This window comes from Georgenia wangjunii, assembly GCF_036421975.1.
GTDB classification, from domain to species: domain Bacteria; phylum Actinomycetota; class Actinomycetes; order Actinomycetales; family Actinomycetaceae; genus Georgenia_A; species Georgenia_A wangjunii.
In genome coordinates, this window is record NZ_JAZGON010000007.1 from 153,304 (window position 1) to 168,759 (window position 15,456).

The following is a 15,456-nucleotide window of genomic DNA, read 5'->3' on the forward strand; positions in this document are numbered from 1 at the left end:
CACGGCAGAGCACCGGTTACGACGATGCCCCGAGTAGGATTCGAAGCGATTACCCGGGTATGAACGGCGTGTCGCCGAATGTCATCGATTGTCCCTCTGACCTGGGCAGATACCGCGTTTTCCGCGTTCTGACGACCCCCGAGTTACGTGCCGTGTATCGTTCGCTGCGACACGTGTGCGACACGTATGCGACACGTATGCGACACGGCGGGGGCCGAGATGGCAGGCAAGCGGGCGGGGTTCGGACAGATCACGAAGCTGCCCTCAGGTCGGTACCGAGCCCGGTACCAGGTGCCCGACGCCTTCCCCCGGCAGTACGTCAACGGGCCGACGACGTTCGCGCGCAAGGTCGACGCCCAGGACTGGCTCGCCGCCCAACGCACCCTCATCGTCCAAGGTCTCCTCCGACCGGCGACGATCGCCTCCCGGGTGACTCTCGCCGAGTACGCCGAGCGCTGGCTCGTCAGCAGGCGCAACTCCAAGGGCGAACCGCTGCGCCCCACGACCGCGCACGTCTACCGCCACTACCTCGACCGGCACATCCTCCCGGCCCTCGGGCCAAGACCACTGCCGCAGATCACGCGGGAAGAGGTCGAGCGCTGGTTCGCCGGCCTCCTGCCGCATCGCCCCACGCTCCGTGCACGCACGTACGCGCTCCTGAAGACTATGCTCAACAGCGCCGTCGACGACGGCCTGGTCCCGACGAACCCATGCCGGATCCGAGGAGGCAGCGGCAGCCGGGCCGTCGTCCAGCCGGTCGTCCTCAACCCGGCCGAGGTCCGCGCCCTTGCCGAGGAGATGCCGGACCACCTGCGGTTGAGCATCTACCTCGGCGCCTGGTGCCAGCTCCGCTCCGGCGAGCTCCTCGAGCTGAGACGCGGCGACATCGGCGAAAGGTCCGTGCAGATCAGCAGGGGAGTGACGTGGGTCAACTCCCAGCCGATCGTCGGACCACCAAAGACGGACGCCGGCGTCCGCGCCGTGGCCATCCCTCCGCACATCCGACCCGCCATCGACGAACACCTCGCTACCTATGCGAACCCGGGCAGCCACGGGCTGCTGTTCCCCGCGCGCGCCGGCATCGACCGGCAGATCTACAGCCCCACGTTCGCCGACACGTTCAAGCGAGCAGCAATACGCGCCGGGCTCCCCGAGTCACTCCGCTTCCACCATCTGCGGCACACCGGGCTGACCATGCTGGCGCAGGCAGGCGCAACGCTGGCCGAGCTCCAGGCTCGAGCCGGACACGCCACACCCGGTATCGCCATGCGCTACCAGCACGCTGTGGCGGCACGTGATGAGCAGATGGCCGACGCGCTCTCGGCTCTGGCCGAGGCGTAGGACCTGGTTCGCGTCCGCTGCGCATGGAAGTCAACTCGGTAGACCACCACGATGTCGTCGCAGAACTCCTTGGGATGGGTCTGGGCACGGCCGATTCGTCAGGAGCGACTAAGGCATCAACGTCGCCCGGTGACCGTCGAACGCCCCATGCGGCAAGAGGGCCTGCGCGGGATCGCGCGGGAAAAGACCCGTAAAGCCACCATCGGCGACGGTGCCCAGACCGAACGACCAGAGGATTGGGACTGCTGCACGAACAGGTGCCAGTGGTTTCATTCGGTGGGGATCACGGTGTGAGGCCGCCGGCGGCGAGGAGCATGCGGAGGATAGTTGTGCCGGGTTGCGGTAGCCGCGGGTGAGGCAGCGATGGAGTTCGATGATTCGTTGATGGCTTCGGTGCCGCCGTCGGAGGAGCGGTGGGTGGTGAAGTAGGCCAAGAATGAGCCGCACCACAGAACCGAAGCCTCCCGGCAGGTCAGGGCGTCAAGGTAGCCTTTTCAAGGCGCCGGGCTGTTGTCCTCGTCGAATCGGGCCCAGAAGCCATTCCGAACGTGCACGCGTTGAGACGGGTCAGACAGCGGCTGACCCACGATCGCTTCGACAGTGTCAAGCAGCTCGGTGTCATACCGACCAGGGATGGAACGGACGATGTCACCGTTCGTCGTTCGCCAAGTGCTCGATGCCACCTCGTTGCGTACAGCGGTCCACTCAGCTCCATACTGTTCGCTCAAGGCGTCGTAAGCGGCACGTCCCGCCTCCCGCAATTGGGCCGAGCTCCATGGGACTATCTCGGTGGCCATGTTTGCCGTTTCAAGTTCAACTGTTGCCCCGAGAACACGATGACGAAAGGCGTCGAGTTGGCTTTCGGATGTCAACGGGACTGGAATGGGAACGTCGTCAACGACGCTCTTTCCAGTCTCGTCCGCTACGAACGTCGCCGCCCAGTGCGCAGGCAGCACCTTCCAGTGGTCGACAACTCGCAGAAGTCGACCGGAAATCTGGTGCTGCTGCTCACGGTCGGCGACACCCCACACGTGGATCAGCAGCCCGTGCTGACCTGCGATGTCGAGTTCCTCCTCCATGTCCTGATCCCCGGTGAGGATTATTAGATCGTTCACAGCCTTGTTCTGCGCCAGAGCAAGGATGTCGCGTTGAATGAGGCGGTCCACGCCTTTCTGCCTGCCATTGCTCATACTGCCCACACGTAATTTGACTCGCGGTGCCCGGCCCACAGCGCGCTGCTGGATATTCGGGATCCGATCAGGCGCGCCGTCGTACCAGTAGGTGCGCAGAATGCGCATGTCATCGCCCTCGGCCTCTTCAACGAGCGCCTCTACCAGAGGTACACCGTAACCGTTGAGCGAGACGTCACTGCGGTGTTGCTTCCCGACCGCCTTCGCCACCTGCTTCCAGACGTAGCCGGCGTCGATCAAAATCGCCGCTGTGCGCTTGGCCACTTCGCCCCCCCGTTGGAGATGTCACGCGCGCGGCGGATGATCCGTCGCGCAGTGCTACTGAACAGCCAGGCGAGCATCCTCCCGCCTCACCGGCAACGGTGTATCGGGAATGGAGGTGGGCATGCCGATCGAGCTGCCACGTTCTCACCACGCGTTGGCACTCCTCAGCATCGCCCTGGCGGCTCGCTACGAATCTTCAGGCACGCGACTTATGCGGCTCGCGTCGTGATGGGTGCGGCAACGCTGGCAGGTCGCGCCAGGCAGGGCCGCCGATCGCGGAGACACCCCAGCATGGGCGCCGGAGGTCCCCAGTCACGGCCGCAGCCGCCCAGGCCGGCAGCCGGTGTCTTCGGCAACCGGGTCATCGCCGCCGCAATGATCGATCGCATCTGAGACCGCGGCGTCGACGCCCTGCGCAGTGTCAAAGCCGGGGAGGAATCCCTACACTAAAACCGTTGGCTCCCGGCACAGCACGGCGACGCCGACCTCATCCAGGTTCTGGGTGGCCAACATCTCGGTCAGAGCCACACGCACGAGCTCAAGGAACTGTGTCCGGGCCGAGACTGTCGAGCGCGACGAGGTAGGTGTGACAGGAATCCGCCCCAGCACAGCGGGGCCAGATGGGGTTGTCATTCCTACCTTTGGCGGCACCTTGTCAGAAGTTGGTCGGCGAGATACCCGCATCGAGCTGCTAGAGGTGATCACATACGGCACACGTTGCGTCGAGGAGGTTGAGATCGTCCTAACCCCCCAACGCGACGGCCCCCTACGCTTCGAAGCCCGCCTGCCCGGCCTCCCGGACAAGGCGCCAGTTGAGTCCGCGATGGTCCGGCAGGAGTGACGAGGAAGGTCGAGCAGGGTCGTCTCTGTTCGGTTCCGCAGGTGTCCTCCACAGTCTGGAGACCCGCGACGTCGCTCGGCTGGTGCATGAGGGTGCACCCAAAGGTGCGGCGCGAGTCGGACTACTGCAGCCGGACTTCCGCTTGGACCTCGGCGAGTGTTTCGATGTCCAGGGCGGCAAAGAGTTCGCCATAGATGGGTGCGTGATCGCGGTCCCGCTCTAGCACGACGGCTAGCGCGTAACGATCTATGGATTCAGGGGGGCGCCATCGGTTCAAGCTTTGCACGGCGATGACGTACTCCTCCCCGTCCGAGCGATCGAGTCGCGTCTTTCGCAGTGCGGTGCCGTACAGGTGAGCGCCGCGGCTCCGAAACTTCGGCACCGGCTGCAGTTCCAACTGGAACTGAGCAATCGCCGCTGGTCCAGTCACCCGGGCGTCGTCGGGGGAATCGTCCTCGGCAACCTCCTGCGCACTGACTGGCGCCTGGCGCTCTGCGAGATAGGCGTCGGCGACTGCGTTGACCGTTACTCCGCGGTACACGTGAACTTGCATCCTCGAGCCGAGGTAGTTCAGCCGTGTAGACCGCGTCTCGGGGTCGAAAGCGACGGCGACAGTCACGCGGCGCCAGCCGCTGGAATCGAAGAAGCTTGACGGAATGGGGACTACGTATAAATGGACGTTATCGACCTGGAGCGACTCCTCCGCGACAAGCACCGCGCGGTGGTCGCTGGAGTGTGCGGCACGCTCGGCGTCAGCCCGGCCGTACCCGTTGAGGCGACGCTGCTGCTCCGCGCTGGATGCGTTGGCGGGAAGCAGGTATGGGCCCAGGGGGTGGATCGAGGAGAGCACGAGTGCTCGTACCCCTCGTGAGGACAGCCCGGGATTCGCCCCGAGCGCGCGGGCGGCGATGTAACTAACCAGCGGAGCGGCATAACTAGTCCCGACATCGACCGAGAGAACCTTGTCGGGATCAGTTCCGTTGGCACCGAGGACGCCGGTGGACACCGACAGACGCGGGTACCGATCAGCATCGATATGGACGAGGTGGCCGCCGGGCGCGGCAAGCTCCGGCTTAATCATGTTCGACGCTCCTGGGCCCCTACGGGTCAGCGGTGACGGCACGTTAGCCGCGCCGAAAGGGCGAGCGTCGATGTTGGTGCGAGCTTCTCGGGCGCCTTGCCCATCATCGCTCCCGAGCGCACCGACGGTGAGTGCGAGCGCGCTGGTCGCGGGGTCCAACATCCCGGTGTCGTCGAAGTCGAGGAGTCTGGCGGTGAAGTCGTAGTTCTGTGTTTCAATGTCGTGGATATGCGCGGTGGTGTTACCCGTACTTATGACCACTACTAGGTCGAGTCGCCGGATGACTTCGTCGATCGCCGCGGCCAGCGGTGTAGGGCGGGCTGGCACATATGGTCGCCTCGGGTCGCCGATCGATAGGTTGATGATGCGTGCACCTTCCGCGGCAGCGGTCTCAAGTGCCCACAGCAGGTCGTTCTCCCACAACTCGGTCTGCGGGAACTCGTTGTTGTCGGCGAGGACTCTCACGCTGAGCAATCGGCCCGCAGGCGTGACAGGCTCACTGGGGCGGTCCAGTAGCGGTTCAAGACTGCCGTATAGCGCCAGACTGGCCACGAACGTGCCGTGGCCGCTGCCGTCGCGTTCCGCTTCAAGGCTTTGGACCGCGAAAGATCCCACGAACGCCGGACTCAGAAGTGGGTGCGACGACCGCACACCGCTGTCGACTATTGCGATCAGTGGGGAGTCGCGGGCCGGCGCCAGCGCTAGCGGTAACAGGTCGGCGCCTCCGCGAATCGCTTCTGCGTGCGTCCTCGCCGGTCGCGGAAGGCGATCGACCCGGCGCACGTCAGGAAGTTGCACGAGTTCGCTGGCCAGCGACGCCGTGACGTCGACACGGATCAGCGACAGGCCGCTGCGGTGTCGCAAGGTCTTGTCGAGCACCGAGCCACCACCCGCCTTCACAGCGGCCATCGTGCGCTCCTGACGCAGCCGCGCGTCCTTCTCGTCCTCTGGGCACCAGCACTGCAAGTCGAGCGTAAGCGTCTCGGTCATACTCCCCGATGCGATCGCTTCTTTCGCCGCGGGAGTTAGGACCTCGTCCATGCTGAGCGCACGAACGTGTTCGATCACATCGAACAGTCCCTGGTGCGGGGCGGGCCGTGGCGGAGCATCCGCTTCTCCGTTGTCAACGGTCCCCTCTGCCGAGGGGTCCCCGTCGGTGGCGGCAACGGCCGGGCGGGGGCCGGTCTGGTATTGGTCGAGGCGCTCAATCAGCCCGGCCATCCCGGGATCTCCAGGGGCGGTGACGACAACGCGATCCGTAAACCACTCGAGGACTGTCAGGCCCGCGCCGCTCAACCGGCTCTCATCCGGCGGAGCGGAGAACTCGAACACTGCCACGTTCTCAGGGCTGACACCTAGGACGTTCCTACGACTAGCGTGAATGGCCCGCAACTGCGTGAGGTCATCCCGCAATGTCCTAGCGTGCTTGGGCTGGTCGGGATGGCGCACCGTCGGCGCGAACGTGAGTCCCTTCATCGCCCGCGGTCCGGACGGGACCTGCCGGGTGAGCCGGAGATGTGAGTGCGCGGTCTCAGGAAATTCGAAGGTTGCCTGCGTCACAGGAAGAATGTATGCCCAAACCCGGGTAGCGGGACGGGGGACTCGCTATAGGACCTGTGAGCTACTTGCGTCTTCCTGGCGGTGAGATGCCTGCACTGCCTTCTGCCGCGCTCGGAGCCGCACGATCGACACTTCAATCTGCGCGTCTGAGACCTGAGTCGACCCCTCGATAACGGAGCGGCGCAGAGCATCGAGGCAGATCAGCTCAACTTCGGCTGCCGACGAGCCCCGTAGGCGTCGGGACCAAGCAGTGAGGTCGAGTCCCTCCGCACGGCCGTTCAGGCGCAGAGCGAGAAGCCGCCGAATCGTTGCTAGGGAGGGATGTGACAGTCGGATCACTTCGTCGAAGCGACGCCAAACCGCGGAGTCCATCATCTGAGGATGGTTAGTAGTCGCAACCACGAGCGATTCTCCGCGCACTTCTTCGAGCGCTTGCAGCACCGTCGCCACTACGCGACGTAACTCACCGTGATCCCCAGGAGTGGCGCGCTCGGATGCGAGGGCGTCGAACTCGTCAAGCACCAGCACGCAGGGGGTTGACTCCGCGAAGCGGACGACCGCTTCGATGTTGCGAGCGGTTTCTCCAAGGTACGACGACGTCAGTGCAGCCAAGTTGGCAGACGCGACAGGGAGGCCCAACTGCGCTGCGATCGCGTGAGCGGCCGCCGTCTTCCCGGAACCCGACGGGCCGACAAGCAGCACCCGTTGGCGAGGCCGCAGGCCGTGCGCGACTAGCAGCGACCGACGTTCGTTCTCCTGCACCAGGTCGTCCAACGCGCTGGCTACGTCGTCCGAGTACGCTAAGTCGGCGAACGACCACCGCGCCTTGAGCAGACTCAGCAGAGGGCGTTCATCACGCCCCTTCGGCACAGGCCGCAACGACAATGATTCGCGAGCGCCAGGCTGACGGGAGTCGCTAAGCGCATCCTCCAACTCTGTCGCCAGGAGGCGGTGGCCCTTGCGACGCTCGTCTTCGATGACTGAACGAGCGGCGATTAGGAAGGCGGAGTCGCTCCCTGAGGCCCACGAGGCGAACAGGGATCTCAGCAGCGAACTTCGTGCCACATCCCGCCTCTCTACGCACTCTTCAACCCTGAAGTGGGGCCGCATCCATCAGACTAAGGTGTCTGGCAGCGCGGTCCGCTATCGAAGTGCCCGCGTGGACACCGAGGCCCTCGATGCCGTCGACTGTGCCGCTATGGAGCGGCTTGTTCCGAGGAGCACCTTCGTCACCGGGGTGCCGCGGGCATCGGCGCTCATCGCGACGGGGTGCTTGAGGCGAGTGAGTCGACGTAGGCGGTCAGGTCCGTCCGGCGGATCCGGCGCAGTCGGCCGGCGAGCTTGACCGACGGAAGCGCGCCGGAGGTGAGGAGGGCGTAGACGGTGTCGCGGCCGCACCCGAGCTCGGCGGCGACTTCGGCGACGGACAGGAGCAGGCGCGGCGGTGCGGCGGCTGCAGGGCCGGCGGCGGTCATCTGGGTCTCCTTGGTCATTGGGCCAGCGGGACAACGGCTGGCGGCTCGGTCGGTCGGGCGGGTCGCGCGGTGCTGCGGGCGATCGTGTCCTGGGCGGAGCGGACCGTCCGTGTCGCCTCGCGCTCAGAGAGGCCGGCGCTGACGGCGGCTCCGATGAGCGGAGTGAGGTCGTGGGCGTCGGCCTCGACCGCGCGGCACGTGGCCCAGAAGAGCGCGTTGTCGCGGTTGCCCTCGGGCTGTCGGGCAACGTGGGCGGCGAGCCACGGCACGGGGTCCACACCCGCCGCCCGGCTGGGAGGTGCAGGCTCCCGGCGGCGGGCGGGCGGCTCGAGGAGAGCGCTGACCGCCGCCCAGTCCAGGGGGCGACCGGGCGCGGTCCGGGCCTCGAGGAGCACGTAGCGGCGGCTGTACGTCTTCGCCTGCCCGAGCGAGGGAGGCAGCAGGACGTATCCGCCGGTGGCCCGGAAGTCGATGTGGTGGGCGGGCAGGCTCCCGTTGCGCTGATCGGTGCCGGGGAAGTACAGGTGCAGCCCGCCCGAAGGGGTGCGCACCGCGCGGGTCCACCCCTCGAGCAGCCCGGCGTCCTTGAGTTGGTTGTAGGCGTGGAAGCCGTTGCCGGTCGGGCGGACGTCGACGTCGAGGACATCGAAGGCCGGGCCGCCGGTGGGGGCGGCGATGTTGGCGTTGGGGCGCCAGCGCCACCAGCCGGTCAGGAGGGCCCGGTCGCTCGTGGCGCCGTGAAACCCGTTGTCTGTCAGGGGCGTCTTGCCGCCCGGGACGCAGGGGAACACGGGCACCCCGGCGGCCGCGTAGGCCAGGGCGGCCTCGCGCATGTCCGGTACGACGCGGGGCGTGTGGGTCGTGGTCACCGGAGCCTCCCGGATGGTCGTTGTCTCGTCTGGAGAGAGGTGCGGTTCTGCGCACCGTCAGTGACGGTCGAGTGCCGCCTCGGCGGCGCCATGTGCGGTCGCGCGGTCGCGAAAGGCGCGCTGGTAATGCTGCGGCGCGGGTTCGTGAGCCCAGGTGGGGGCGATGGGTGGCCGGTGCTCGGCGGGTCGGCAGCCCGTGCGGGCGACCCAGAGCTGCAGGCGGGCGCGGGTGTTGGCGAGGATCTGGTGCCACTCGGCGGGGCCGGAGGCGGGGCCGGAGGGGTCGAACGCCCCGTGGTGGGCGGTGCGCAGCGCGGAGAGCTCCTCGACGAGGTCGCCGTGGGTGTACCAGCACGCCGGGATGTCTCGGTGGTCGAGGGCGTAGCGGCAGACGAGCCAGCGCACCCACCGGTCCAACACCTCCCACTGCTCCTCGAGCTCGTCGCCTCGGAGCTGGGACCAGTCGATCGGGCGGGGGCGCTGCCCGAGCACCTGATCGACCAGGGCGTCGAGGTCGGCGTCGCCGGGACCGACGCCGGCCGGGTGATCCGCAAACGACGGGTCGGAACTCATGGCTGGGGTGGCGGGGGCCGGTAGTCGATCCCGACGTACGACGTCGCGGGCCGGTGGGGGCGGACTTGGCTCTGTCGGTGCAGGAGGGCTCGCTGCAGGTCCAGGACCGCGCCGGCGGCGGCGATCGTGGCCGCGGGGACCGGTGGCGTGGAACGTGTGCGGATCGGCGCCGGCGCGTTGCGGGCGGCGGCTGCAGCTTGGTTGAGCATGCCCGTCAGGTGAGCGAGGTCGGCCTGGTCGGGGCGGCGCCACCCATGGGGCGCGTCCTCCGACCGGTCACGGAGGAGGATCTCGCGGCGGGAGTCGAGTGCGGTGAACTTGGCGTGGACGGCGTCGGTGACGCCCGCGATGACCTCGGTGTAGCGCAGGAGGTCGGGCGAGGCCGCCTCCGCCTCGGTGGGGCGGTGGGCCAGGGAGCGCAGGCGGGGCACCGCGATGGCGCCGATCTCGCGGGCTTGAGCGATGAGCAGCGGGGACCCGGCGCTCATGCTGCCGAGCTTGGTCTGGTACGCCGTGACGGCCTCGGCGAGGCGGTCGCTGTGCACGAGGAGCACGTCGGCGCTTGCCCTGAGGTGGTCCGGGATTCCGGCCTGCGGTGCTGCGGCAGCTGTGTTGAGGACGGCGGCTGCGGCGCGGCTGGTCTGGGCCAGGACGCGGGTGACGGCGAGCAGGTCGGGGGCGGAGGCATCGTCGAGGTCGAGGATGTGGGCGAGGTTCTCCACGGCGTCCGGGAGGCGGCTGCTGCGTGGCACGGTGATGACGCCGCGGGCGTTCGCCGTCCCGGGAACCGCGCGATCGGCGGTGCTGGCACCGACCGCGGCCAGACGCGCGACTTCCCGGGCCTCCACGGCGAGGGAGGCGAGTATGGCTCTTGCGCGACCGGTGTGCTCGGCGCCTGATCCGGTGTGGGTGAAGAGGTCGCGTTTGCCCACGGCGAGGGTCTCGGCGAGCGCGGCGACGTCGCCGAGGACTGTCCATGCGCGGGTGTTGGTGAGTGGTCGGTCGTCGCTCTCGAGTGCGTGGCGGGCGAGGAATGCCTCGACGGCGAGGCCCTTCCAGGCGCCGCGCGGATCGGTCACGGCAGCCGGGCTCTCGGGCCTGCCGGCCCACCGCTGCGACGGCGGCTCCCGGTGCTCGACCGGGCGCCCGGGGTGGGCCATGGCGTGGAGCTGGTTGAGCATGATTTTGACGGGGTGGCTGGCGAGCTCGGACACGCGCACGGTCTCCTGGTGCTGGACACCGAGCCCGGTGACGAGCTGGCTCATCTCGGCGAGCACGAGCGCCAGGTCGTCGTGAAGGACGGTGAGGGCGTCGCCGTCGGCCCCGTCTGAGGGGCGCTGCGCCAGTGCGACCGCGGCGTAGCGGGCGGCACGGGCCATGTGCGTCTCGTACATCACGCCCCACCCGCCTGCGGCCGGGCGGCGACGGCATCGAGCGCGTCGTCGAGGTGGCGGACCGCCCGAGCGCACGCCATCGCACGCCCGCCGTCCAGGGCCGCGCCCGTGGCATCGCGCAGTAGGTCACGGGCGAGGCGAAGTGAGTCCGCAGGCTGCTGCAGGGGCCTGACCTCCTGGAGCTGCGAGAGGCGGCCAGGCTCCTCGAGGTCAGACCACGCCGCGCACACCTCGAGCGCAGCGTCGGATGTGCGGGGGAGTGCCGTCAGCGCGGCGGCCAGGTGGCCCCGGGCAAGGGCAACGAGGTGGGCACCGAAAGTCCCCTCGTCGGGAGTCGGTGCGTACTCGGGTGTCTCGGTCATGGTTGGTCGCTCCTCGTGCCGGTACGGGCGTGTCGGAGGGGAGAGCGATCGCATCGCGCACGGCAGTTCGGGAGGGAGAGCCGGAGTGATCGAGGTGAGCCCGCGATGTCGTCCTGGGCAGGAGCCCAGGTCACCGCGTTCCCGACTGTGGGCGGGTGGGGAGACTTGAGGCCGTGTAGTCCTAGCGCGAGATGTCGCGTCTGCGGATGTCTCGCGCGGGAACCCACAGGCCACGGACGTTGGAGCGTGCGTCGTCGACCTCGACGAGGACCAGCGGGACGGTCCACGCGTTCGCTGCCGTCGGCACCCACTCCTCCCCGTCGTCGGACCAGTGCAACCGCACGAGCACGGGGATCGGTGAGGCGCCTCGCACGAACCGCTCCGGAACTGCTCGCGCGTTCAGGACGATCTGGCGGGCCGCCCACCAGGGGGTAACGCCGTCTGCGCCGAGCACCATGGGTGTAACCGTACAGACGTTCGAAGGTCAGTAGTCGCCGGTGGCTCTGCAGGAGCCGGAGTCCTGAGCGGGCTTGGCTCTCACTTCGTCCTTCGTCTCACCGCCGGGAGTGCCCCCGCCCGCTGCGCAGTCCGTGGCGGCCTTGGAGTCCGCGGCGGTCCGCAGCTGGGCTTCGACACTGCCGCGGGCAGCAGACAGAGCTCGCGCATCCTTGCGGGAGGTCCAGGGGGCCAGGTCGAGCACGATGGGCGGAGCGGTGCGCAGGAGCAGAACCCCTGTTCCGAAGGGCAGCGTGCGCAGGCGGGAGGTGTCCATGACGGGGACCCGTCGGACGCTGGTCGAGGTCGACCGCTCGCCGTACGCGCCGCGGGAGACAGCGTCGGTGAACTCATCCCGGTCGCCGATCAGCGCGGAGAGGTCGGCCAGGTCGCGGGCGTTGGAGCCGCCTCCGAGGATGACCTTCGCGATGGCGGCGTCCCACAGCGCCCCGGCGGGCTGCTCACCCCACCGGTCCCGCGCCTGGGACAAGGACTGAAGGACCGCCAGCGTCGTGATGCCCGACCCGCCCCCTTCGGACATGAGCGACGGCAGCGACGGCAGGGGAGCGAGGTTGCCGATCTCGTCCAGAGCCAGCAGCAGCGGCGGGTCGAGCCGCCCACCGGGCGAGGTCGCGGCGAGGCTCCGGGCGGTCTCGACCATGTCCTCAACCAGGGCCGCGACCAGCGACCCGGCCGCGCCGGCCCCCGACGCGGTCCCCAGGACGAACAACGTGCCCCGCTCGTGCAGGAACGACGTCGGGTCGAACTCCTCCCCGGGTCGCGGAGACACGGCCTCGAGCACACGGGGGTCGGCCAAGCTCGAGAGCGCCTGCCTCACCCCGAGCCAGATCGAGTCCCGCGTCCGCGGATCAGAGTGAGCCGCCTGCTCGAGGGCGTCGTCCCAGCCTGGTGCGGCGCCGTTCTGGGCGAGAATCGTGACGGCATCGGCCACCGTCGCCGGGTCCAACGACCACCGGTAGAGGTCCCGAGCGGAGCGCCCGCCGAGCACGGCAGCGTGCAGCAAGGACCGCAGCACGGCTTCGGTCTGGCCCTGCCAGAAGTCCCCGCCCTCGACCGTGCGGGACATGCCGGTGCCGGCGGCGAGGGCCCGGGCGCGGATCATCGCGGTCTGGGGCAGCTCGCACCCCCGGACGGGGGACCACCGCAGTCCGCCCGCAACCCCGGGCGCGAGGCGCTGCGGGTCGAACACCGCCACCGGCCCGACGGCGCGGCGAGCCTGCAAAGTCACGGCGAGGTTGTCCGGCCGCGTCGACGTCGCGACGACCGCCCCCGGCGCGTCCAGGAGCATCGGAATCACCAGGTGCAAGCCCTTGCCCGACCGTGGCGGACCAACAACGAGCATGGAGTCCTCGACCGAGGCCCAGGTCTCGACTCCGCGTGAGCGGCCCAGCCGGTAACCGACCTCGACCCCCACCGGGCGGTGGAGCGAGGGACGAGCATGGCGGGCCCGACGACGAACCGCACGAAGGCCAGCTGCCGCGGTGACCTCCGCCGCCGTCGCGATACCGGCGAGCGAACGTGGATCCGCCTCACCGCGGCGCTTCGAACGGCGCCACCACCGCGCAACTATGACGATGACCGTCGCAGTGGCCATCAGAACGACGGAGGTGAGTGCCCAGTACGTGACCGCGCCGGGCATCGGCGTGCCCCAGGCGGCAGCCGGATCTGCTGGGTTCGCCAGCAATGCGGCTGCCCCGCCGATGCCAAGTCGTGGCGGAACTCTGCCGGTCGCCACTGCGGCGACCCACGCCCCCGCCCAAAGCACACCGGCTAGCGCTCCCGCAGCCGAGAGCCCAACCAGGCTGCACGTTGTCAGATCCTCATGCAGCCCAGTGGGCGCGGAACGCGGTGAACTACCTGCGGAGACCATGCTTCCGAGAGGCGGCGTTCCGCGCACCGCGTGCGACACATCAACCAGCCATCGGCGACGAGCCGCCGGCCGTGCGCATCCCGAACTGGGAACGGTGACCATCGGTACTGACGGAAACTCGCGCCGATCACTCAAACGTTCACGGCTATGAAGCCCTTGGCTGTAGATTGGGCAGATGAAGGATGACGACCTTACGCCGTACGAGCGTGCGGGGAGGGCCCTCGGCGAGGCAGCGGGATGGGAACTGGCCGAGGCTGAAGGGCGCCTAGAGGCTGAGGACGTCCTGGAGCGACTCGTGAGGATGGCGTTGTACGAGTTCGGCGAGAACAAGGACGACTGGCCGATGGCCCTCGACGAGGAGGGGTTCCTTACCGCTTTGACTGCGGAGGGGAAGAAGTTCGATGGAGGGATCAGCGTTCACGTGTGGCCGGATGACCATCCGCCGGCACATGTGCATATTTTGAAGAAGTCCGAACCAGACTGCCAGTACGTGAAGATCAATCTCCAGACCGGTGAACCCGAGGGCGACCTACCGCCTTGGGCAAGGCAGAAGCAGTTGAAGCGTATGAAGGCGCTCGTCGTCGAGCACCACGAACTGTTCGCAGCCTGGTGGAAGAAGAATCATGGAGAAACCGTCGCACTCCTCGCCTAGGGCTTGGTGATCGCGTCGTCAGAAGTTAACCTGTCGGCTGGCCCGCAGGTCGCCGATGCCGGGCAGTGCAAAGGCAAATGTTTCGCCCGGCGCGGCATGGCAGGAGGCCGGAATTCGTACGCCTCGACCTGACGACCATCGAAGTGCATCTAGCCGCAGTCGAATTTGGGTTGCCTGCGTCGGGCGAGGACCGGGGGTTCGGACCCCAGGGCGACCCCTTGGCGCCTCAACCCGGGGGCTGGCTGGTGCTGGAAGCCCGTCACCGTGTGGGAGCCAACGCATCCAGTCTAAGGCTTGTCGGTGTCGTCCACAGCGGGACGGCCCTTTGTCCAGCCTCGAACGACGGGGCTCCAGGATGGCGGAGCTGGCGGCAGGATCGAGCGCGAGCCAGGCCACCGTCTAACGGCCGTTGGGCCTGTCGAAGGCACGGCGGTTGGGCGTGAGGACTGATCCCGGTGCCGTGTCTGCCCAGCGCGAGCCAGCAGGCTCTAGCGACCGCGGCGGTCTGCGTTCGGGTGATCTGATCCCGCGGCGCGGACGCGCAGGAGGCGGTGGACGTGGGTTCCCAAGTACAACAACAGCACGGCTATGCCGGCGATGAAGAGCCCTACGACCCCAAGCGCCCCGCGGTAGGTCAGCGTGGCTGGCGTCGGCGCCAGGAGAAGCACGGGGACGATCACGCTTGTGACCGTGAGGAACGCGAGGACCGCCAGGCCAGTCACGAGTCCAGGTGGCTGTTCTAGCGAATCGCGCGCCGTCACCGCCGCTGCCAGCTCGACCTCGAGACGACGAACTTGCGCGCGGTCCAGGTCGCGGGCATCGATGAGCCGATTTCGAATGTCGCGACGTCGGTTCTGCTCCGGGACGGAAACGATGCCCATCGTCGCCATGTCCATCGCAGGTAGGCCGAGGCGCCCGGGCTGTTCTGGCGGCCGCCGCTTTTTGCAGATTTCGATGTAGAGGTACTCCCACATCTCCCCGATCTGAGGACGAATGTTGTTCTCCCGTGCGAAGTCGTCCCAGTAGGCGTGGTTATTCGCGTGCGGAACCATCCCCCAGTCAAATGCGCGAACGCGCTTCGCCTCTGCGTTAAACTCCTTCGTGACCTCGGCAATCGTCTCGGCGCTCAATCCGGCCACGCTGATACTCGCGGCAACGGCTTCCGTCGGCAAGCCACCGCGGGGGACAGCTCCGAGAAACTGCCGAACAAAGTCGTCGCCGGTCAAGATCTCGCGCAGCGCGTAACGCTCATGGTCGCCCTGAGACTCGGTGGCCCGACGACGTGCGCCGTTCAGTTTCTCCTCTAGCGACTGCGCCAGCTTCCTGGCTCCTAACGCCTCACTCTCTAGCGTGAGGTATCGGCTTACGAGGAGACCGCCGACGATGGCGACTAGCGTCGCACCGGCCCCTGCGCACGTGGCGAGTAGAGCTTCCGAGTCCGACACGCACCGCACACTACCGCTCAGAC

Annotated in this window: 13 protein-coding genes; 2 read left to right on the forward strand and 11 right to left on the reverse strand. The window is 67.9% G+C overall.

What is annotated here, in order from left to right:
* Positions 1–219 precede the first annotated feature (219 nt).
* Entirely contained in the window at positions 220–1,341 is a 1,122-nt protein-coding gene (locus V2J63_RS11800) for a tyrosine-type recombinase/integrase (protein ID WP_331231237.1), read from the forward strand.
* A 494-nt stretch (positions 1,342–1,835) separates the two neighbouring features.
* Here the strand turns inward: V2J63_RS11800 and V2J63_RS11805 are convergent, their stop codons facing one another.
* From V2J63_RS11805 to V2J63_RS11850, 10 genes are all read right to left on the reverse strand, one after another.
* The gene (locus V2J63_RS11805; protein ID WP_331231238.1) at positions 1,836–2,795 is read right to left on the reverse strand and encodes an NYN domain-containing protein; all 960 of its coding nucleotides are present in this window, start codon (positions 2,793–2,795) and stop codon (positions 1,836–1,838) included.
* Positions 2,796–3,757: 962 nt separating this feature from the next.
* Complete coding sequence (locus V2J63_RS11810) at positions 3,758–6,277, reverse strand: S8 family peptidase (protein ID WP_331231239.1); 2,520 nt, start codon at positions 6,275–6,277, stop codon at positions 3,758–3,760.
* A 45-nt stretch (positions 6,278–6,322) separates the two neighbouring features.
* Positions 6,323–7,039, reverse strand: a complete 717-nt coding sequence (locus tag V2J63_RS11815) for an AAA family ATPase (RefSeq protein WP_331231240.1) — start codon at positions 7,037–7,039, stop codon at positions 6,323–6,325.
* Positions 7,040–7,533: 494 nt separating this feature from the next.
* Positions 7,534–7,770 (reverse strand): helix-turn-helix domain-containing protein, encoded by a 237-nt coding sequence (locus V2J63_RS11820; RefSeq protein WP_331231241.1) that lies wholly within the window; start codon positions 7,768–7,770, stop codon positions 7,534–7,536.
* Positions 7,767–8,621 (reverse strand): bifunctional DNA primase/polymerase, encoded by an 855-nt coding sequence (locus V2J63_RS11825; RefSeq protein ID WP_331231242.1) that lies wholly within the window; start codon positions 8,619–8,621, stop codon positions 7,767–7,769. The genes V2J63_RS11820 and V2J63_RS11825 overlap by 4 nt, the downstream gene beginning before the upstream one ends.
* A gap of 57 nt (positions 8,622–8,678) precedes the next feature.
* On the reverse strand, positions 8,679–9,194 hold the full coding sequence (locus V2J63_RS11830; protein WP_331231243.1) for a hypothetical protein: 516 nt from the start codon (positions 9,192–9,194) through the stop codon (positions 8,679–8,681).
* Positions 9,191–10,588 carry a hypothetical protein gene (locus tag V2J63_RS11835; RefSeq protein WP_331231244.1) on the reverse strand — a complete coding sequence of 466 codons (1,398 nt, stop codon included), beginning with the start codon at positions 10,586–10,588 and terminating at the stop codon, positions 9,191–9,193. The genes V2J63_RS11830 and V2J63_RS11835 overlap by 4 nt, the downstream gene beginning before the upstream one ends.
* A complete protein-coding gene (locus V2J63_RS11840) occupies positions 10,588–10,950 on the reverse strand; it encodes a hypothetical protein (RefSeq protein WP_331231245.1) in 363 nt (120 codons plus the stop codon). The genes V2J63_RS11835 and V2J63_RS11840 overlap by 1 nt, the downstream gene beginning before the upstream one ends.
* Positions 10,951–11,131: 181 nt before the next feature.
* On the reverse strand, positions 11,132–11,407 hold the full coding sequence (locus tag V2J63_RS11845) for a hypothetical protein (protein ID WP_331231246.1): 276 nt from the start codon (positions 11,405–11,407) through the stop codon (positions 11,132–11,134).
* Positions 11,408–11,434: 27 nt separating this feature from the next.
* The gene (locus V2J63_RS11850; RefSeq protein WP_331231247.1) at positions 11,435–13,438 is read right to left on the reverse strand and encodes a type IV secretory system conjugative DNA transfer family protein; all 2,004 of its coding nucleotides are present in this window, start codon (positions 13,436–13,438) and stop codon (positions 11,435–11,437) included.
* A 73-nt stretch (positions 13,439–13,511) separates the two neighbouring features.
* Between V2J63_RS11850 and V2J63_RS11855 the strand changes: the two genes are divergently transcribed.
* Positions 13,512–13,988: a DUF4160 domain-containing protein gene (locus V2J63_RS11855; protein ID WP_331231248.1), complete on the forward strand. Its 477-nt coding sequence runs from the start codon at positions 13,512–13,514 to the stop codon at positions 13,986–13,988.
* A gap of 488 nt (positions 13,989–14,476) precedes the next feature.
* Here V2J63_RS11855 and V2J63_RS11860 read toward each other — a convergent pair whose 3' ends face one another.
* Complete coding sequence (locus V2J63_RS11860; RefSeq protein ID WP_331231249.1) at positions 14,477–15,433, reverse strand: hypothetical protein; 957 nt, start codon at positions 15,431–15,433, stop codon at positions 14,477–14,479.
* Positions 15,434–15,456: the final 23 nt, after the last annotated feature.